General features: G+C 65.4%; 22 protein-coding genes. 5 read left to right on the top strand and 17 right to left on the bottom strand.

Annotated features, from left to right (window positions below):
• Window positions 1-8 precede the first annotated feature (8 nt).
• Complete coding sequence (locus tag XH96_RS15045; RefSeq protein WP_194393176.1) at window positions 9-470, top strand: DUF488 family protein; 462 nt, start codon at window positions 9-11, stop codon at window positions 468-470.
• A gap of 115 nt (window positions 471-585) precedes the next feature.
• On the opposite strand, the gene XH96_RS15040 is transcribed toward XH96_RS15045, so the two are convergent.
• The 9 genes from XH96_RS15040 to XH96_RS15000 all read right to left on the bottom strand — a co-directional run bounded on the left by XH96_RS15040 (window position 586) and on the right by XH96_RS15000 (window position 9,527).
• The gene (locus tag XH96_RS15040; RefSeq protein WP_194393175.1) at window positions 586-1,497 is read right to left on the bottom strand and encodes a PhzF family phenazine biosynthesis protein; all 912 of its coding nucleotides are present in this window, start codon (window positions 1,495-1,497) and stop codon (window positions 586-588) included.
• A gap of 121 nt (window positions 1,498-1,618) precedes the next feature.
• Window positions 1,619-2,416, bottom strand: coding sequence for an amidohydrolase (locus tag XH96_RS15035; protein WP_246790086.1), 798 nt, complete (start codon window positions 2,414-2,416; stop codon window positions 1,619-1,621).
• Between the two features lie 13 nt (window positions 2,417-2,429).
• On the bottom strand, window positions 2,430-3,683 hold the full coding sequence (locus XH96_RS15030; protein WP_194393173.1) for an MFS transporter: 1,254 nt from the start codon (window positions 3,681-3,683) through the stop codon (window positions 2,430-2,432).
• A gap of 50 nt (window positions 3,684-3,733) precedes the next feature.
• Window positions 3,734-4,465: a GntR family transcriptional regulator gene (locus XH96_RS15025; protein WP_194393172.1), complete on the bottom strand. Its 732-nt coding sequence runs from the start codon at window positions 4,463-4,465 to the stop codon at window positions 3,734-3,736.
• 78 nt (window positions 4,466-4,543) lie between these two features.
• Entirely contained in the window at window positions 4,544-5,851 is a 1,308-nt protein-coding gene (locus XH96_RS15020; protein WP_194393171.1) for an adenylate/guanylate cyclase domain-containing protein, read from the bottom strand.
• A gap of 106 nt (window positions 5,852-5,957) precedes the next feature.
• Window positions 5,958-7,121: an ABC transporter permease gene (locus XH96_RS15015; RefSeq protein WP_194393170.1), complete on the bottom strand. Its 1,164-nt coding sequence runs from the start codon at window positions 7,119-7,121 to the stop codon at window positions 5,958-5,960.
• Complete coding sequence (locus XH96_RS15010; RefSeq protein ID WP_194393169.1) at window positions 7,118-8,050, bottom strand: ABC transporter ATP-binding protein; 933 nt, start codon at window positions 8,048-8,050, stop codon at window positions 7,118-7,120. Before XH96_RS15010 ends, XH96_RS15015 begins: the two co-directional genes overlap by 4 nt.
• A complete protein-coding gene (locus XH96_RS15005) occupies window positions 8,047-8,835 on the bottom strand; it encodes an HlyD family secretion protein (protein WP_194393168.1) in 789 nt (262 codons plus the stop codon). The genes XH96_RS15010 and XH96_RS15005 overlap by 4 nt, the downstream gene beginning before the upstream one ends.
• Window positions 8,832-9,527, bottom strand: coding sequence for a TetR/AcrR family transcriptional regulator (locus XH96_RS15000; RefSeq protein ID WP_194393167.1), 696 nt, complete (start codon window positions 9,525-9,527; stop codon window positions 8,832-8,834). Before XH96_RS15000 ends, XH96_RS15005 begins: the two co-directional genes overlap by 4 nt.
• A 108-nt stretch (window positions 9,528-9,635) precedes the next feature.
• Here XH96_RS15000 and XH96_RS14995 point away from each other — a divergent pair, with 108 nt between their 5' ends.
• From XH96_RS14995 to XH96_RS14985, 3 genes are read left to right on the top strand one after another with little or no spacing between them, the layout of a single operon-like run.
• The gene (locus XH96_RS14995) at window positions 9,636-9,971 is read left to right on the top strand and encodes a helix-turn-helix transcriptional regulator (RefSeq protein ID WP_194393166.1); all 336 of its coding nucleotides are present in this window, start codon (window positions 9,636-9,638) and stop codon (window positions 9,969-9,971) included.
• Complete coding sequence (locus tag XH96_RS14990) at window positions 9,968-10,429, top strand: SRPBCC domain-containing protein (protein ID WP_194393165.1); 462 nt, start codon at window positions 9,968-9,970, stop codon at window positions 10,427-10,429. The genes XH96_RS14995 and XH96_RS14990 overlap by 4 nt, the downstream gene beginning before the upstream one ends.
• A 15-nt stretch (window positions 10,430-10,444) precedes the next feature.
• Window positions 10,445-10,858, top strand: a complete 414-nt coding sequence (locus XH96_RS14985) for a GFA family protein (protein WP_194393164.1) — start codon at window positions 10,445-10,447, stop codon at window positions 10,856-10,858.
• Between the two features lie 29 nt (window positions 10,859-10,887).
• Here the strand turns inward: XH96_RS14985 and XH96_RS14980 are convergent, their stop codons facing one another.
• From XH96_RS14980 to XH96_RS14965, 4 genes are all read right to left on the bottom strand, one after another.
• The gene (locus XH96_RS14980; protein WP_194393163.1) at window positions 10,888-12,168 is read right to left on the bottom strand and encodes an alpha-glucosidase/alpha-galactosidase; all 1,281 of its coding nucleotides are present in this window, start codon (window positions 12,166-12,168) and stop codon (window positions 10,888-10,890) included.
• A 19-nt stretch (window positions 12,169-12,187) separates the two neighbouring features.
• Entirely contained in the window at window positions 12,188-13,213 is a 1,026-nt protein-coding gene (adhP, locus tag XH96_RS14975; RefSeq protein WP_194393162.1) for an alcohol dehydrogenase AdhP, read from the bottom strand.
• A gap of 136 nt (window positions 13,214-13,349) precedes the next feature.
• Window positions 13,350-13,760: a DUF2000 family protein gene (locus tag XH96_RS14970; RefSeq protein ID WP_194393161.1), complete on the bottom strand. Its 411-nt coding sequence runs from the start codon at window positions 13,758-13,760 to the stop codon at window positions 13,350-13,352.
• A gap of 101 nt (window positions 13,761-13,861) precedes the next feature.
• Window positions 13,862-14,251, bottom strand: a complete 390-nt coding sequence (locus XH96_RS14965) for a DUF4189 domain-containing protein (protein ID WP_194393160.1) — start codon at window positions 14,249-14,251, stop codon at window positions 13,862-13,864.
• Between the two features lie 333 nt (window positions 14,252-14,584).
• On the opposite strand from XH96_RS14965, the gene XH96_RS14960 reads away from it, so the two are divergent.
• On the top strand, window positions 14,585-15,346 hold the full coding sequence (locus XH96_RS14960) for a hypothetical protein (protein WP_194393159.1): 762 nt from the start codon (window positions 14,585-14,587) through the stop codon (window positions 15,344-15,346).
• A 17-nt stretch (window positions 15,347-15,363) separates the two neighbouring features.
• On the opposite strand, the gene XH96_RS14955 is transcribed toward XH96_RS14960, so the two are convergent.
• From XH96_RS14955 to XH96_RS14940, 4 genes are read right to left on the bottom strand one after another with little or no spacing between them, the layout of a single operon-like run.
• Complete coding sequence (locus XH96_RS14955) at window positions 15,364-16,968, bottom strand: NTP transferase domain-containing protein (RefSeq protein WP_194393158.1); 1,605 nt, start codon at window positions 16,966-16,968, stop codon at window positions 15,364-15,366.
• On the bottom strand, window positions 16,965-17,666 hold the full coding sequence (locus XH96_RS14950; RefSeq protein ID WP_194393157.1) for an XdhC family protein: 702 nt from the start codon (window positions 17,664-17,666) through the stop codon (window positions 16,965-16,967). Before XH96_RS14950 ends, XH96_RS14955 begins: the two co-directional genes overlap by 4 nt.
• Window positions 17,667-17,668: 2 nt before the next feature.
• On the bottom strand, window positions 17,669-17,992 hold the full coding sequence (locus tag XH96_RS14945; RefSeq protein ID WP_007602422.1) for an XdhC family protein: 324 nt from the start codon (window positions 17,990-17,992) through the stop codon (window positions 17,669-17,671).
• Window positions 17,993-18,001: 9 nt separating this feature from the next.
• A complete protein-coding gene (locus XH96_RS14940) occupies window positions 18,002-19,204 on the bottom strand; it encodes a VWA domain-containing protein (RefSeq protein ID WP_061882913.1) in 1,203 nt (400 codons plus the stop codon).
• Window positions 19,205-19,206 lie beyond the last annotated feature (2 nt).

Below are 19,206 nucleotides of genomic sequence, written 5' to 3'. Positions count from 1 at the left end.
GGTGGTCCATGGCAAAGGCCAATAAGCTGTTCACCATCGGCTATGAGCAGACGCCGCCCAAGGCGGTGCTCGACGAGCTGGAAGAAGCCGGCGTCAAGCTCGTGGTCGATGTGCGCGCCGTGACGTCGTCCCGCCGCCCGGGCTTTTCCAAGAAGCAGCTGGCGGCAGGCCTCGACGAGCGTGGGATCGCCTATGTCCATCTCGCCGCGCTCGGCACACCGAAGGAAGGCCGCCTCGCCGCCCGCAGCGGCCAATACGACGTGCTGGAGAAGATCTTCTCAACGCACCTGAAGGCGCCAGAAGCCAGGGAAGCGATGGACGAACTTTCGTCGCTGGTGAAGAAGGCCGGCCCTGTGTGCCTGCTCTGCTACGAGCGCGACCACACCCACTGCCATCGCCAGATGATCGCGGAGATCATCGAGGAACGCGACGGGGTTGCGGTGAAGAATTTGGCGGGGCGGCAGGTTTAGCCGTCGCCGTCATTCCGGGGCGCGCCTCTTGGCGCGAACCCGGAATCCATTCCTCCACCAACCCTGCGGCTAGATGGATTCCGGGTTCGCGCTACGCGCGCCCCGGAATGACAAGTTACCCTCCCGCGAGGTTGAACGTTCCCTCCATCATCTGCACGCATTGCCCGCCGACATGGGCGGAGACGATCTTGCCGTCCTGCTTGCGCACACGCGTCAGCAGCATGCTGGGACGGCCCATGTCAAAGCCCTGGCCGATGGTGAGCTTCAATTCGCCGTCGCGCATGGGATCGAGATCGGCGAACAGCGCGGCAGCGGCGACCGTCGCACTGCCGGTGGCGGGATCTTCGATCAGGCCGCTTGCGCCGGGAAAGAACATCCGCGCCTGACGCTCGCAGGGCGCCTCCGCTGCCGGCACATCGCGCGTGTAGAAGTAGACTGAGAAAGCGCCGTCGCGCGGGAGCATCCGGCCAAAGGCTGCTGCGTCGGGCCTGGCCCTGCGCACGGCTTCGCGCGATCGCACCTCCGCCACCACGAACGGCGTTCCGACACCGACGACTTGCGGCGCGTGACGATCGGTCCTGATGTCATCCGCCGCCAGCGAAATGCAGGCGGCGACGTCGGCCGCGGACAGCGGCGCAAGCCTCGACAGTTGCTGTGGCGCGGTGAGCTCGGCGCTGATCACCCTGCCCTGCTCCCGCACGATATCGACCGGAACCAGACCCGCCTTCTCCTCGAACAGCAGCCGCAGCTTCGGCTCTTTCGCGATTCCCGCCAGCACGAAGGCCGTGCCGACATTGGGATGGCCCGCGAACGGTAGCTCCCGGACCGGCGTGAAGATGCGCACCTCTGCGTCATTTGCCTTGTCGCGCGGCGGCAGCACGAAGGTGGTCTCGGAATAATTGAACTCGGTGGCGACCGCCTGCATCTGCTGCGTCGTCAGCCCGCCGGCATCGAGCACCACGGCGAGCTGGTTGCCGCCGAAGGCGCGGTCGGTGAACACGTCGACGGTGACGTAGCGGCGCTGCATTTTCGTTTCCTCATGCAAGTCGCGGCCGCGACCGGCCGCATCGCGCGGCACTCTACAAGCCGAAAACGTCGCTCGTCATGCCCCAAAATTGAGTGCAATCGGAGCAATCGGGGGAAGAGATTCAGAAACGAAAGAGCTGAAGCGGCGACGCCAGCACTTGCGCGCGCTCGCTCTTGTCGGCGATCAGCGCATCAAGAAATTCCCGGTTCTTCGCGTAGGTCTGCGTCGCCTCGAATTGCGTGTGTGGCCAGTCGCTGCCCCACAACAGGCGATCGAGGCCGTAGGCTTCGCGGAGCAAAGGATAGGCCGCCTTGGCAAACTCCTCGCCCGCCGCGCCGTTGCGGTATGGCGCAGAGATCTTGACCCAGACGTTTCGTGTCGCACCGAGTTTGAGCACCGACCGAAAGCCGGGATCAACGACACCGAGCTTCGGATCCGGCAGCGCGTAGTGATCAAGCACGATGGCGACGCCGTAATCGAGCAGCTGCGGCGCAAGCGCGGCGAGATCGGCCGCATTGCGCTGGATCTCGACCTGCCAGCCCATCGCCTTCAGGTTCGCGAGCAGCGCCTTCCATTCACCGGCGGCAAGATCCGGCAAGGGCTGGCCGACGAGGTTGAGCCGAATGCCGACGACGCCGGCGCGATCGAGCGCGCGCAACTCGTCCGTGGCCGCCGCGGGATCGACCACGGCGATGCCGCGCAGACGACCGGCTGCCTGTTTCAGGCACGCGACCAGATAAGAATTGTCGCTGCCGAGAAAGCTCGGCTGCACCAGCACACCATTGCTCATGCCGTTCCGGTCGAGCTGCTCCAGATAGAGCGCCAGCGGCGCGTCGTAGTCGGGCGCGTAACGCCGGCCCGACGCGAGCTCAAGGCCGCGATGGAAGACATGGGCATGGGTATCGATGGTCGGCGGCAATGTCGCCTCGATGTCAGACGCGCGTCGCAGCGGTCTGCTCGAACACCTTGCCACGCGTCTCCGGCAGCAGCAGCACCGCGATCAGCACCAGCGAATAGGCAAGGGCCGCATCGATGCCGATCGCGGGTCCAAGTCCGATATGGTCGCTGAGGAAACCGACCAGGAACGGGAACGCCGCGGAGACGATGCGGCCGAAATTGTAGCAGAAGCCGACGCCGGTGCCGCGCACGCCGGCGGGATAGAGTTCGCTGAACAGCGCCGCCATGCTGGCAGGAATGCCGGCGGAGAAGAAACCGAGCGGAAAGCCGAGCACCAGCATCTGGCCGTTCGTCAGCGGCGCGAAGATGTAGATCAGCACTGTCACGATGCAGGCCGTGGCGAACAAGGCGACGTTGGCGCGGCGCCCGATGCGATCGCTGATGATGCCGCTGGTCACGCAGCCGCAGAAGAAGGCAACGATGATCACGGCGAGATAGCCGCTGGAGCCAAGCACCGACAGATGCCGCACCTCACGCAAGTAGGTCGGCAGAAAAGTGGTGAGCGCGGCATAGCCGCCATGCGCGCCGATGCCGAACAGACCGCCGATCAGCGTCGAGCGCAGCACGTCGCGATGGAAGATGCCTGAGAGCGTGGCGAAGAATGGCGTCTTCTCGGCCGCGACCGCGCGCGGTGGCTCCTTCAAGCCGCGGCGGATGAAGATGATGAGGAGCGCGGGCAACAGCCCAAGCGCGAACAGCAGCCGCCAGGCGATATCCGCCGGTGCATAGGTGAAGACCAGTGCCGACAGCAGCACGGCTGCACCCCAACCGACAGCCCAGGCGCTCTGCACCGAGCCAAGCGCCTTGCCGCGATGTTCGGGCCGAATGATCTCGGCCATCAGCACCGCACCGCAGGCCCATTCGGCGCCAAAGCCGAGGCCCTGGATCGCCTTCAACACCAGGAGCTGGGTGTAAGTCATTGCGAAGGCGCAGGCGAAGGTCGCGAGCGCGAAGGTGGCGACGGTGATCTGCAGTGCCTTGACGCGGCCGAAGCGATCGCCGAGCGCGCCGCCGAACCAGCCGCCGAACCAGCCGCCGAACGCACCGAAGAACAGCGTGACCGAGCCGAGCAGGCCGGCATCAGCCTTGCTGATGCCAAAAGCTGCGATCAGCGCCGGGATCGCAAGGCCGAACATCTGGACGTCGAGCGCATCGAGCGCCCAGCCGCCAAAGCTTGCCCAGAACGTGCGCCGCTCCAGCGGCGAGCTCTCGCTGTACCAGTTCGACATGTTTCCTACCCCTGTACTCGTTTATTGGTTGATGTCGTTGAAGAACCGCCTCACCGGATCTCGGCGTGATAGCGGAAGCGGTCGGCCGGCCCGCGCGACCTGCGCCATTCGATGGGCCGGCGCTCGAGGTCGAGCGCGAGACGCTCGATCACAATCAGTGGCGCGTGCGGCTCGAGCCTCAGCAGGCGCGCCTGCATCTCGTTGGCGGTCTCGACCGTGAGGATTTCCTCGGCCGAGACAACGACCTCGCCGCAGCGCTCCTCGTAGAGCGGATACAGGAGATCGCCGAATTCGGCGGTGTCAATCTCCAGGATCTTCGCGAAGCGCGATTGCTGCAGCCAGATCTCTTCCGCGAGCAGCGGGACGTCATCAATCAGGCGCAGGCGCGACAGGCTGATCACGGGCTCACCGATGGGAATACGCAGCGCGGATGCGACCGCCGACGTCGCCGGCACGCTTCGGCGGCGGATGATCCGGCTCTTCGGTACGCGCCGCTCGCCGCTCTCGGACTGGAAGCGGAAGAAGCGGAACAGCGACGAGTTGAACCGCGCGCGGCGCACGAACGTGCCGCGGCCCTGCTGCCGCTCCAGCACGGTATCGCTGACGAGCTGGTCGATCGCCTTGCGCACGGTGCCGATGGCAACGCCGTAATGCGCAGCCAGCTCGGCTTCCGACGGGATCGGCTCGCCCGGCCGCCATTCATTGCGGTTGATCCGCGCCGCGAGGTCGTCGCGCAGGCGCTGATAGCGTGGCAGGCGGTCGTCGAGCGGCGCTGGATTCATATAGTCATATAGATGACTAGATGATTGGCGAGTCAAGCACTACTATGATACCCGTTTGGCTCACAGGCCTCGGAGAGGTTATCCGAGCTGAAACACCGGCACTTTCCGCTCATAGCCGCGCACCTCGACCTCGCCGAGCGCGACGGCGTCGTCGCCGTCGTCACCCAGCGCTTCACGGACAGATGCCGAGATCAGGAACTGCGAGCCGAATTCCTTGTTCAACGCCTCCAGGCGCGAAGCAAAGTTCACGGTGTCGCCGATCACCGTGTACTCCTTGCGGCGGGGTGAGCCGATATTGCCGGCGACGACTTCGCCGAAATGGATGCCGATGCCGATGCGAAGCGGCCAGCTCGTCTGCGCGTTGATGCGGTCCATCGCGGTCAGCATCTCGCGGCCGGCGGCGACCGCGCGGTGCGCGGCGTCGGAAGCCTCCAGCGGCGCGCCGAACAACGCCAGAAAGCCATCGCCCAGAAACTTGTTCACGATGCCACCGTGGCGGTCGAGGATGTCGACCAGCACGGCAAAGGCGCCGTCGAGCCGATCGACCACCTCCTGCGGGGTGCGCGACTGCGCGCCGGCGGTGAAGCCGCGGAAATCGACGAACATCACCGCGACACGGCGGAGATCGCCGCCCGCGCTGGCTCCGGCGGCCATCAGCCGCTCCACCACCTGGGGGGAGACGTGCTGCCCGAACAGGTTCGTCACGCGGTCGCGCGCGGTCGCTGCCGTAATACTCGCGGCGAATTGCCGTCGCAGTTGCGCTCCGACGGCACCCGCCAGCACGCCGCAGATCAGGATGACCACGCTGCGCACGGCGTGGAAGTAGATCAGGGGCTCGCCGGTCTCGCTCGTCAGGTTGTAGTGCAGCGCGGCCGTCAGAAGCCCGGCGGCAGCCACCAGACCCGTGAATGTGGAAAGCCAGAAATCGAGCCGCAGAGTCGAGAGGATGATGAAGATGAAATACATGAGCGGTACTGCGAAACCGAGAGCCTGGCTCGCGCCCATGGACCGGATTTGCAGGATGAGGATGACGGTCGGCACCGAGGTCTCGATCAGCGCGCCGATATAGCGCCTGATCACCGGCAGGTCGCGATCGAGACGGAGATTCTTCCTGATCTGGGTGTGGACCCAGACCTCGAACAGGATGAAGCCGAAGAGAAGGCCGTAGACTTGAATGATCCCTTCCGTCCCGCGCCAGACCCGGTCGACGACAGCGGGATCGAGCAAATAGATCGCGGTGAGGAACAGCATCATGACGCACCCCGTCAGGATCAGCGCCCGCACCCGCAACAGCTCGGTGCGCAGCACTTCCCGCGTCAGCTCGCGCTCGAAATCGTTTGAGAGGACGGCATGCTGCCGTGTCTTCCTGCTGGCAAACCTGACCATTCCACCCCCTTGTCATTCCGGGCGCGGCGCAACCGCGAACCCGGAATCTCGAGATTCCGGGTTCGATGCTGGCGCATCCCGGAATGACGTCACAGGGCAGTTTGCCTCAATCCAGCGTGCGACGGAAGCGCGTCACGGCGATGGTCATGGCGAGCAGCATCAGGGCCGCCAGCGCCAGCGTGTCGAAGTGCAGGTTCTGCATGGTCGCGCCCTTCAGCATGATGGCGCGGACGATGCGCAGATAATGGGTCAGCGGCAGACCCTCGCCGAGATATTGCGCCCACGCCGGCATGCCCGCGAACGGGAACATGAAACCGGAGAGCAGGATGCTGGGCAGGAAGAACATCATGGACATTTGCATCGCCTGGAGCTGGTTCTGCACCAATGTCGATATCGTGTAGCCGATCGACAGGTTGGTGGTGATGAACAGCGTCGAGAGCAGCGCCAGCAGGACGAGGTTGCCGAGCACGGGCACGCCGAACAGGCCGACGCCGATGCTGATGATGAGGAAGGCTTGGACGAAGCCGACCAGCACGTAAGGGATGATCTTGCCGAGCATCACCTCGACCGGCTTGATCGGCATCGACAACAGGCTCTCCATGGTGCCGCGCTCGACCTCGCGCGTGACCGACAGCGCGGTGAAGATCAGCATGGTCATGGTCAGGATGGTGCCGACCAGCCCCGGCACGATGTTGAGGCTGGAGACTGCGGCCGGATTGTAGCGCGCGTGCGCGCGGATCTCGAACGGCATCTCGGGGGGATCGCCGATGTAGAGATCGTGCTTGAGCGCGGTCTGCACGACCATGCCGAGCGAGCCGAGCGCCGCGCTCGCCGCGACCGGATCGGTGGCGTCGGCGGCGACCAGCAGCGCCGGCCTGTCGCCGCGCCGCACCGCACGCTCGAAGCCGCGCGGGATCTCGACACCGAACAGCACCTTGCCGGATTTCAGCAGGTTGTCGAAGTCGTCGACGTCGTGCACTTCATAGAGGAAGCGGAAATAGGCGGTATTCTCCAGGGCCTTCAGGATCGAGCGGGCGAGATCGGAGTCCTCCTGGAGCAGCACGGCGCTCGGCAGATGGCGCGGCGTGGTGTTGATGGCATAGCCGAACAGCATCAACTGCATCACGGGCAACATCACGATCATCGCGAACGAGACGCGATCGCGCTTGAGCTGGATGAACTCCTTGACCAGCATCGCATAGGAGCGCCGCAGAAAGCCGAAGCGCTCGCGGATTTCGCGTCGTGGCGAGGCATGGTCGACGGCGCTCATTGGAAATTGTCCTTGGAGCGCCCCATCAGCTCGATGAACACGTCTTCGAGCGATGGTTGCGACTTCTGCCAGTGCAGTCCGCCCTTCTCGCGCCAGGGCGCGATGCTGGCTTCGAGCGCCGGGACGTCGCGGCCGGAAACATGCAGCGAGGTGCCGAACGGCGCCACCATATCGATCCCGGGCTTGCCCGAGAGCGCGGTGCCGAGCTCGTTCAGGCCTTCGCCCGTGACGGTGTAGGTCGTCAGCGCGGATTTCGCGATCACCTCCTCCACCGTGCCGTGCGCCAGCAGATAGCCGTAGGCGATGTAGGCGATCTCGTGGCAGCGCTCGGCCTCGTCCATGTAATGGGTCGAGACCAGCACCGTGAGGCCTTCGGCTGCGAGTGCGTGGATCTCGTTCCAGAAATCGCGCCGCGCCTTGGGGTCGACGCCGGCGGTGGGCTCGTCGAGCAGCAGTAATTGCGGATTGGGCAGCGTGCAGGCCCCCAGCGCCAGCCGCTGTTTCCAGCCGCCGGAGAGCTCGCCCGCAAGCTGCTCCTCGCGCCCCGAGAGCCCGAGCCGCCTGATCATGTCACGCGCGGCACCGCGCGCGTCAGTGACGCCATAGAGCCGCGCGACGAATTCGAGGTTCTCGCGCACCGACAGGTCCTGGTACAGGCTGAAGCGCTGGGTCATGTAGCCGACCTGGCGCTTGATCTTCTCGGCATCGCGACGGATGTCGTAACCGAGGCAGGTGCCCTCGCCGCTATCGGGCGTGAGCAGCCCGCAGAGGATGCGGATGGTCGTGGTCTTGCCCGAGCCGTTGGGTCCGAGGAAACCGTAGATCGAGCCGCGCTTCACCTGCATCGACAGATCGTGCACGACCTCGCGGCCGCCGAACGACTTGGTCAGACCCTTGACGTCGATCGCGATGCCGTTGCCGCCGCTCATCGCTTGTCCGCCACGGGTGTCTTCGGATTGAGATAGACGTCGATCGGCTGCCCCACTCGCAAGGCATCGGGACGAGAGGGCCGCGCCTGGATCAGATAGACGAGCTTGTTGCGCTCATCGAGGCTGTAGATGACAGGCGGAGTGTATTCGGCCGAGGTTGCGATGAAGTAGATCTTTGCGGTGAGGTCGGCCGCGCAATTGTCGCAGGAGACGCGCACCGTGTCGCCGATCGCGAGCTTGGGCAATTCGGCTTCCGGCACGAAGAAGCGCAGCTTCATGTTTCCGGGCGGCATGATCGACAGCACCGGACGCTGCGCCGCCACCATCTCGCCCTCGCGGAAATAGATCTGCTGGATGGTGCCGGCGACGGGCGCAAAGCCCTTGCGCCGCGCCATCCGCGTCTCCGACGTCGCCACCCGCGCTTCCGCGACGCGCAAGGCCGACACGGCGGCATCGAGATTGGCCTGCGTGCCCGAGCCGGTCTTGCTCAGCGAGGCCGCCCGGTCATAGGTCTGCTGCGCGTTCGCCAGTGTCGCCTTGTTCTGATTGAGATCGGCGCGCTGGAGATCGTCGTCGACGGAATAAAGGGCGTCACCGACCTTGACCTCGTCGCCTTCGCGGACGTTGAGCTTGGTGACCCGCCCCGCTTCGTCCGGGCTGACGAAGATCATGTCGGCCTCGACCCAGCCCTGGAAGCCGGGATCACGCCTCTCGTTGCACCCGGCAAGCCCGGTTGCAAGCACAGCTACCAATGCCAATACGGAAATTGCTTGCGACGACGTCATGTCGTGCTCCGTTCGCCAAAAATCAAATCGAGATGGACGCGCAGCATCTCCTGTGCGTCCAGCGGCGCGTGCCGCGCAAACAGGCTCTGCCAGATCACCGCGATCATCGCGGGCGCGACCAGGATCTGCGGATAGCGCGCGAGGTCCTTCTGCCGGATCTCGCCGCGGGCGATGCCGAGCTCGATCAGCGCGCGCATGGCGGTGATCCCGCGCGAGACCACCTCGCGGTAATAGAAATCGGCGACCGACGGAAAGCGCGGGCCCTCCGCCACGATCAGGCGCACCAGATCGCCGCGCCTCGTGCCGATCACCTCGTTCAGGAAGTTGCTCGCGAAAGCCTCGATCAGGTCGCGCACCGAGCCCGCCGGCGGCGGCAGCGTGGTCAGCCGTGCGACCACGGGAACGATGACGATGCGCACCAGCTCCTCGAACATCGATTCCTTGTCCTTGAAGTGCAGGTAGATCGTGCCCTTGGCGACGCCCGCCCGCTTGGCGATGTCGTCGAGCCGCGTCGCCGCAAACCCGCGCGCGATGAATTCCTCCATCGCCGCTTCCACGATCGCCGCACGCCGCTCCGCCGCGCGCGTAGCGCGGTTTGTGGCAGGCGCCTCGTCGCTGCGAGCGGGCTCAGGGCCCTTGGCGCTGGCGCGAGTTGCTGGCGGCAAGGCGGCATTGATCGGCTTCCTGGTCATTCGAACTTTATGACTGACTGGTCAGTCATAGTCAAGTCCATCGTAGGCAAGCGCCTTTGAGGTTAGATTAGTGTTGACTAATGAATTAGCGAATGCTAATCGATCGGCATGCTCGAAGCTGCCCCAAACCCCGTCACCACCGTGATGCGCGCCCTCGCCGACCCGACGCGGCGCGCCGTGTTCGAGCGCGTGTTCGAGAGCACGGAGATCAGCGTCGCCGTGTTGACGCGTGGCAGCGGCGTCACTCAGGGCGCGATCTCGCAACACCTGAAGTCTCTCAAGCAGGCCGGTCTCGTCGCCGAGCGCGCGGAGGGCCGCAACGTCTATTACCGCGCCGCGCCGCAAGGCCTCGAACCCCTGGTGACCTGGATGGATCATTACGGCGTCTTCTGGCGCGAGCGTTTCCAGAACCTGCGTGACCTCTTGAAGGAGATCGATCCGTGAGTGCTGCCGCGTTGAAAGCCGAAACGAGGGACATCGTCATCGACGAGGTCTTCCCTCACACGCCCGAGACGATCTGGAAGGCGCTGACCAGCGCGCAGTTGATCGCGCGCTGGCTGATGCAGCCGACCGGCTTCGAGGCCGTCGAAGGCAACAGCTTCACGTTCCAGACCACGCCGGGCGGCAACTGGGACGGCGTGATCCATTGCCGGGTTCTGGAGGTCGTACCAAACCGCCGCCTCGTCTACGCCTGGAAGGGCGGCGATGAGCGCAACACCGGCTATGGCGCACCGCTCGACACCGTCGTGACGTGGTCGCTCACGCCGGTCGAAGCCGGCACGCGGATCCGCCTGGTCCATGCGGGCTTCGTCCTGCCGAGGAACGAGTCGGCCTACACGGTGATGAGCGGCGGCTGGAAGAAGGTTGTGCGCAAGCTCGACGAGATCAGCGGCGAAGAGTGAGTGGGAGATATCGCGATGGACAAGCCCTATACCGGCGGCTGCGCCTGCGGCGCGATCCGCTATTCGATTTCCGGCGAGCCGCTGTTCAGCAATCACTGTCAGTGCCGGGACTGCCAGCGGGAAAGCGGCAGCGGCCACGGCTCTTACGCGACGTTCGCGCGCGCCGGCGTCACGCTGAGCGGCGAAGCGAAGCATTGGGACATGGTCGCCGACAGCGGCAACGTGAAGACGCGCGGCTTCTGCGCGCAATGCGGCGTTCCTGTTTACATGACGTTCGCAGCACAGCCCGACGTCTTCACGATCCGGGCGGCGAGCCTCGACGAGCCCGCCCGCTACAGGCCGCAGGCAGTCACTTTCGCCGCGCGCGGTCACGGCTGGGATCGTCTTGACCCCGACCTGGCGAAATTTGCAGGCATGCCACCGGCGTAGGCTACGGCGCGCTGGGGGTGGTCGGCCGCTCAGATGCATGGCCGGATGTAGGGTCGGTTGATCTCCCACAACTCCTCGAGCAGGCCGCGCGCGGCCTGCTCGGAATGGATGACGGGATCGAGCAGCAGCGCTTGCAGCGCCATTTCCTTCGAGGCATGCATCGCCGCCTCCACCGCCATCTGCTGAACCTGAACCTGGGTCGTCATCAGCTTGGCCACGCCGTCGGGCAGCGGCCCGAGCGAGACAGGGTGGATGCCCGCGGCATCTGCCACCACCGGCACCTCGACCGCGGCATCGGCCGGCAGGTTCGGGATCACCTGTCGATTGTGGACGACGGCGGATTCGATAAGTTGCTTCCGGTTATGAACGATGGCGGCGATGATGCTGATCGCGCGCTCCCCCGACGGCGCCGACCACCAGTCCGGCACATCGGCACGACCAGCGAGCACATCATCGATCAGCCGCGCCAGTTTCGCGCGTTCGCTCTCGTCCCAGTCGTAATTGTAGCCACCCTCGCCGGCCTCCCAGCCGAACGAGAGATACTCACCAACATGACTGTCGCCGCAGCCGAGCCAGTAGCCGAACGCATGCAGCAACTTCCGCGTCAGGGGCGAGAAGGTTGGATCGAAATCCCGCTCCTTCTCCCGCAACAGCGGATAGAGGTCCTCGCCCGTCTCGCGATCCCGAATTTCGGTCAGGCATTGGAAATGATTGAGGCCTGCACCCCACACATCCACCCGGCTTTCCGGCATCCCCAAAATTCGGGCGACATCGCCACGGGCAAGGAATATTCCGTGGCAGAGGCCGACACTGCGAATCCTGCTGTACCGCCCGAGCGCCAGGATGATGCGGCTTTCCGGATTGGAGAAGTTGAGGAAGGTCGCACGCGGGCAGCGGATCTCGATCTCGCGCACGAAGTCGAAGACCACCGGCAAGGTGCGCAACGTAAAGAACAAACCGCCGGGCCCACCGTTCTCACCCAGCGTATGATGGATGCCAAATTTGCGCGGAATCTCGAAATCGAGCCGCCACAGCCGATTGCGATCGATCGCGGTGGAATGCACGACGAACTCGGCGCCGTCGAGCGCCGCGCGCCAATCCGTCGTGGCCTCGATGGCATAGCCGGCGCCGGATCTCTCGTTGAGCAGTTTCGCGAGCCGCGTCGATCGGCCGAGCCGGTCGACGCTTCGCCCGACCAGGACCAGTGTTGAACCGGCCAGATCGCGGGTCGAGAACAGGTCCCGGAACATGCTCATCCCAAAGGATGCGCTGCTGGCGCCGAGGAAGACGATCTTCGTTGTCCGGGCCATGCCCTGCTCCCGGCAGAGGTTAGGCGAAGTCGAGCACCATGCGGCCTTCGATCTTGCCGGCCTTCATCCGATCGAAGACGTGATTGATCTCCGCGAGCGGCACCTTGGCCACCTCGGCCTTCACCTTGCCGTCAGCGGCAAACGCGATGGCTTCGTCGAGGTCGCGCCTCGTACCGACGATGGAGCCGCGCACCGTGATGCGCTTGAGCACGACGTCGAAGATCGGCGTCGGGAATTCACCCGGCGGCAGGCCGACGAGGCTGACGGTGCCCTTGCGGCGCACCATCTTCAGCGCCTGCGCGAACGCGGCAGTCGAGACGGCCGTCACCAGCACGCCATGGGCTCCGCCCCCGGTCGCGGCCAGCACCTTGTCGACAGCGCCGGCTGCGAGCGCATCGACCGCGAGATCGGCGCCGGCCTCGCGTGCAAGCACGAGCTTGTCCTCGGCAATGTCGACCGCGGCGACCTTGAGCCCCATCGCCTTGGCGTACTGGATCGCGACATGGCCGAGCCCGCCGACGCCTGAGATCACCACCCACTCGCCGGGCCTGGCCTCGGTCTCCTTCAATCCCTTGTAGGTGGTGACGCCGGCGCACAGGATCGGCGCGATGGCAGCAAAATCCACCGTCGCCGGCAGCTTCGCGGCGAAGGCGGCCGAGGCGATGACATATTCGGCGAAGCCGCCGTTCACGCTGTAGCCGGTATTGTGCTGGTGCTCGCACAGGGTCTCCCAGCCGGTCTCGCAATATTCGCAAGCCATGCAGGCATCATGCAGCCAGGCGACGCCGACGGCGTCGCCTACCTTGAGATTCTTCACGCCGGGCCCGAGCGCGGCGACGATGCCAGCGGCCTCATGGCCGGGGATGAAGGGCGGCACCGGCTTTACCGGCCAGTCGCCGGAGGCAGCGTGCAAATCGGTATGGCAGACGCCACAGGCCTTGACCTTGACCAGGACCTCGCCGGGACCAGGCTGCGGCACCGGCACGTCCTCGATCACCAGCGGCTTGCCGAATTGCTTGACGATTGCGGCTTTCATGGTCGGCATATCTCTGCTCCTTCGCATTGCGAATGGCAGAGTAGCGGCCGCGCGCGGCCGGCACTTGATCCGGGTCAAACCGCCCAATCGTTGCGCAACGTGCCGCCGTCATGACAGCGCGGTGACAGGACTTCGCAGGCGGACATCAGCTATGGAACTTCAGGCCGTCGACGATCTTGTCGATCACCTTGCGCTCGGCGCGCATGGCGATGCCGACGAGATTGAGCTCGGTGCGCGCGACCGCCCTCACCGCCTCGCGGTTGGCGGCATCGTGCGTGGTCTTGAACATGTCCTCGGTATAGACAGCCGGCGTGACGTTCCGAGTGAGCGCGCGGTCCAGCGCACGCGACAACGCCGGACCGTCGGCACCATAGATCAGGATCGGCTGACCGATCAGCGCATGATATTTCGTGCTTGAGGCGTCTTCGTAGGCTTCGCCGATGCATTCGGGAAAAGCGGCGGCGATGCCGCTGGTGAGGAAGGAGGCGACGTTGAGCTTCTGCCAGGTCTGAAGATCGGTGCGGATCACGACTGCGATCTTGGTGTCGAACTGCATGTATTCCCTCGATTGTCATTCCGGCGGTCTAAGGACCGAACCCGGAATCTCGAGACCCCGGGTTCGCGCTTCCGCGCGCCCCGGAATGACTATACAAGAAATCAACCCTTGGCGTCGCAGGCCCAGGCGCGGATCACGCATTCCTTGCCACCGTACTTGTAGCATTCGCGCGTGGCGGCATTGAGCGAGGCCGAGATCTTCGGCTTGACGGCATAGCCATAGGCGCCGCAGGGATTTGTCATATCGACCGACATCGCGGCACAGGCGCGCTTCATCGTCACCGTGGTGCAATCGCCGTTGCACTGCTTCTGCGCCGCGGCGCGGGCCTCGTGCTCGTGGCCATAGTCATAGGCCTGGCCATAAGCGCCGCATTTGCCGACTGCAAAGGCGCCGGCGGCATGGGCTTCGGTGATGTAGCGGGCACCGGTGACACAGACGGACAGCGCAAAGAAAAACATCGCGCAACGGCGCGCGACGACGTTCGAAGCCATGGAAAAACCCCTCCCCCCAAGGCAGGTGCGGCTGACTCTAAGCCGCGGTCGTTTCCAGATGGTGAACGGGTGGTTGAAAAGCTACGTGGTCGAACAAGCCGTCGCTTCGGGAGAGTTGCGACTTGTCCGCCGACACGTAGAGCTGCGACGGACCATGGCGGCGGACCTACGCCGCTCGCTGCGGCGCCCCTCTCGATAGGGGGATGCGACCTGCCGAAGACATCGCATGCCCGGCCCCTCTGGCATCATTGCGGCCGCCCAGGTAGGCTCGCCGCTGTGGCCCGGGAGGAGAAGCCTGATCGCATGAGGTCCTTGTCACTCGTCATACTCGCCATGCTGTCGGCGGCAGATGCCTGTTTCGCCGACCAACAAAGCGGCTTCTTTCGCGACGCCTATGCCTGTCCGAGTCGGGGACGTTCTTCCGTCTGCGTGTACGGGACGATCCCGAAGGACGCGCAGGTGACGGTGATCGCCAAGGGCTGGAAGAGCACGGCCCAGCCGAAAGAAAGGTTCTCGAACAAGAACGAGGAATTCCAGAACGGCATTGCGACAAGCACAAGGCTGCAGGTCGCAACCCAACCGCCGAAGGGCGCTTCCATGATCGCCGTCCTGGCTCCGGCGGACGCCGTCAACGAAGTCAGGCTCGAGGAAATTCAGGACCGGGCTCTGGTCCAACGAATCGGCGAGCACATCAAAAGGACCAAGGAGCTCAAGCTCGCACCGGACATCCGCCTGCTGCAGACACGCCTGTTCAGGCTTTCACCGACGATCCTGCTCTCGGAGACGTTTCTGAGCGCCCCCAACGATGTGGCTGAGCTGACCAAGCAACTTCCAAGCGGCTGCGACGTCTGCGAGAAAGTACCGCTGGTGGTCGGAACAAACCTCTACGACCTATTCCGGGAAGTCCGCCCCTCGCAGCAAAATGACACAGACCGCATCTGCGGCGGCATCAAGCTGGCCTTCACGCTATCCGGCCGAACCTATGCGCTCAGCAACGCTTTCATCTGCGAAAGCGATGCCATGTCGGCAACGCTGGTCCACGACCTTTCGGGATCAGCTCCAAAGCTGGTCCTCAAGACGGTCGGCGGCCTTTAGTAACCTTGCAGGGTGGACTAGCTCCGCCTTGCCGCTTCCAATGCCTGCGGCGTGTCGATGTCCAGGAAGGCGCTCTCGCCGTCGACGGGCACTTCGGCCACCGCCTCGGTGTGCTTGGCGATCAGATGCCGCGCGCCGACGTCGCCGTCGAGCGTCATCAGCTCCTTGAAGAAGCGACGCGACCACAGCACGGGATTGCCGCGGCGGCCTTCGCTGACGGGAACGACGATGAGATTGCCGCGGTCGGGTGCAAAGCTGTCGATGAGACGGTCGATCAGGCCGGCATCGATCAGCGGCATGTCGCCGAGGCACACCACGGCGCCGCTGCAGGTCTCCGACACGGCCGCGATGCCCGCCTTGACCGAACTGGCGATGCCGCCGGCGAAATCCGGATTGCGGACGAATTTCACGTTCAGGCCTTGCAGGGCCTGCTCGATCAGCTCGGCCTGATGCCCCGTGACGACGATCACCTCTGACGCCTTCGAGGCCAGTGCCTGCTCGGTCGCAAGGCGCACCAGCTTCTTGCCGTCGAGCTCGGCGAGCAGCTTGTTCGGGCCGCCCATGCGGGTCGAACGGCCCGCCGCGAGCACGATGGCCGCGACCTGGCTGTTGCCCTCCGTCTCCGGCTGTGTGCGCGGCTGCGGCCGCGTCACGATCTCCATCAGGAGACCGCCGACGCCCATGCCCATCAGCTCGGACCGCGTCACCTTGATGCCGGCGAGGAGCCGCATCAAGACCCAGTCGAAACCGTTCTCGACCGGCGAGCGCGCACAACCCGGCGCGCCCAGCACCGGGACGCCGCCGGCGCGGGCGATCAGCAACAGATTGCCGGGATCGACCGGCATGCCGAAATGCTCGATCTCGCCGCCGATGCCGGTAACCGCCGCGGGGATCACGTCGCGGCGATCGGCGATCGCAGAGGCGCCGAACACGATCACGAGCTCGGCACCGAGGCCCAGCACTTCCTTGATCGCGGCCGATAGCGCTTGCTCCTCATGCGGGACACGCCGTTCGGCAATGATGCTGGCGCCGGCCGGCGCGAGCCGCTCGGCGGTGACGCGCAGGGTCTTGTCGATCACCTTGGAGGACAGGCCCGGCAGCAGCGTCGAGACGACGCCGACGCGCTTGATGACGTAAGGCGCGACCTTCAGCACGTCCTTGCCGGCCGCCTTCACCGCCGCATCGCGCAACGCGCCATCGACGCCGAACGGGATGATCTTGACGGTACCGACCATCTCGCCCTCGACCACCGGCTTGTAGGCGGTGAGCGTGGCGAAGGTGATGGCCTCGTCGACATTGTTGATGCGGTCGACCGCAGCGCGGTCGATCACCAGCACGCCCGGGCGCGCGGCGAACAGATTGGCGCGCCCGGTGAAGGCGCGTTCGACATGAATACCCTCGCCGCCGACGGCGAGCGCGATGCTGGCAGCCGCGACGTCCTCGGAGACGTCACCGGCCTCCATCCGCACCACGACGATGTCCTTGATGCCGGCACGCTCCAGCGCCTCGACCTCGGCGGCGCCGATCGTCGTGCCTTTCTTCAGCACCAGCGGCCCCTGGCGCAGGGTGTGGACGGTCACCCCGCCAATCGCATCCCTCGGGCTCGCTGGTCCGAATTTCATGCCGCTTCTTCTTTTTCCTTTGGAGGCAGCCGAAGCGCGGCCGTGATCTCGGCCATGATCGCCACCGCGATCTCGGATGGAGAGACCGCGCCGATCGGAAGGCCAATCGGCGCGTGGATGCGCGCGATGTCGCTTTCCCTGGCGCCCTGCGCCCGCAACCGGTCGGCACGCTTGGCATGGGTCTTTCGCGAGCCGAGCGCGCCGATGTAGAAGCAGTTGCGCTCGAAGGCGTGCAGCAGCGCGGGGTCGTCGATCTTCGGATCGTGCGTCACAGCGACAAACGCCGTATAGGCATCGACGTTGAGCGGCGGCAGCGCGGTGTCCGGCCATTCGGCGATGAGCGGAATGTCCGGGAAGCGCTCCGGGCTTGCAAAGGCCGTGCGGGGATCGACCACAGTCACGTCGTAGCCGAGCGAGCGCGCCAGCGGCGCCAGCGCCTGGCTGATATGGACCGCGCCGACGATGACGAGCTTTGCCGTCGGCGCGTAGACGTTGAGGAACAGCTTCTTGCCGCCGGCCTCGACACTGGCGCTCTTGCCCATGCGGAGCTGCTTCTCCAGCTCGGTGCGCAGCGGATCCCTCGCAAAATCCTTCGCCTTCACCAGCCGCTGCTCGCCGCTCTCGGTGTCGGTCACCAGGATCACCGGCCGGCGCGCGGCGCGCTCGGCATTGAGTTCGTGCAGGATTGCGAGCTTCACGACTAACCGACCTTCTCGACGAAGACGCGGATGGTGCCGCCGCAGGACAGCCCGACATTCCAGGCGGTCTCGTCGGCCACGCCGAACTCCAGCATCCTCGGTTTGCCGCTCTGGATCACGTCCATGGCCTCGGTCACCACGGCGCCCTCGACGCAGCCGCCTGAGACCGAGCCCAGGAAGGTCCCCTCGTCGTTGATGACGAGGCTCGAGCCCGCCGGGCGCGGCGCCGAACCCCAGGTCTCCACAACGGTGGCGAGCGCGACGCCACGGCCGGCCTTCTGCCAGTCCTCCGCCGCCTTCAGGATATCCTCGTCGCGATCGAGCATGGGTGCCTCTCAAGCTGCGGAGCGGATCAGGCTGCGGTGATGCGGCGGCAGCGGCTGGGAGAGCGTCGTGATCAGCTCCTGGATCGAACTCAAATTATGTACCGGGCGGAATTCGTCAACGTGGGGAAGCATCATTTTGATGCCCTGCGCCTTGGCCTCGAAACCGCCAAACCGCAACAGCGGGTTGAGCCAGATCAGCCGCCGGCAGGACCGGTGCAGCCGGTCCATCTCGAAGGCCAGCTTGGAATCGGCCTCCCGTTCCAGCCCGTCGGAGATCAGCAGCACGATGGCGCCCTGGCTCAGCACGCGCCGCGCCCACAATTTGTTGAAGTTGTGCAGCGAGGCCGAGATCCGGGTGCCGCCGGCCCAGTCCTCGACCGAGGCCGAGCAGCTCGCCAGCGCCTCGTCGGGGTCGCGCTGGCGCAGCGCGCGGCTGACGTTGGTCAGACGGGTGCCGAACAGGAACACCGAGACGCGCTTGCGCGCGTCGGTGATGGCGTGGAGGAAGTGCAGGAACAGGCGGGTATACTCGCTCATCGAGCCCGAGATATCGAGCAGCGCGACGATCGGCGCCGGCTTCTGGATCCGCCCGAGGCGATGGATGTCGATGATGTCGCCGCCGGTGCGGAGCGATGCGCGGAGCGTGCGGCGCAGGTCGAGCCGCAGGCCCCGGGCGTCGGGCTGGCGCCGGCGCGTCAGAAGCTCCGCCTGCGGCAGGTGCATCCGCTCGATGGCGCGGAGCGCCTCGGTGATCTCGGCCGCGCTCATCTGCGCGAAATCCTTCTTCTGAAGGATCTCCTTGTCGGAGACGGACAGGCGCAGATCCTGCTCCTGGTGCTGCGGCGTCTCGGTCATCCGCGGCTGCGACATCGCCTCCTGCACGCGGCGCGCACCCGCCTGCGGCTTCTTCTTGGCCTGCTCCGGCAGCGGCACCGAATCCAGCATGTGCTTCCATTCCTCCGAGGCGCGGAAGAACAGGTTGAAGGCCTGCTTGAAGATCAGCGCATGCTCGTGGCGCTTGACGAAGATCGCCTCCAGCGTCGTGAAGACGTCGGCGCGGTTGCCGATGTCAATCACTTCGAGCGCATTCATGGCATCGATCACCGCACCCGGCCCCACGGGAATGCCGGCGGCGCGCAGCGCGCGGGCAAAGCCGACGATGTTGTCGGCGAACTGCTCGGTTTGCTCCGGGGCAAGGTGGTTGATGGCCATGG

The organism is Bradyrhizobium sp. CCBAU 51765 (assembly GCF_015291725.1).
GTDB classification, from domain to species: Bacteria; Pseudomonadota; Alphaproteobacteria; order Rhizobiales; family Xanthobacteraceae; genus Bradyrhizobium; species Bradyrhizobium liaoningense.
Note: the sequence above shows the minus strand (reverse complement) of the source record. Positions and strands in the feature narration are given on the sequence as shown.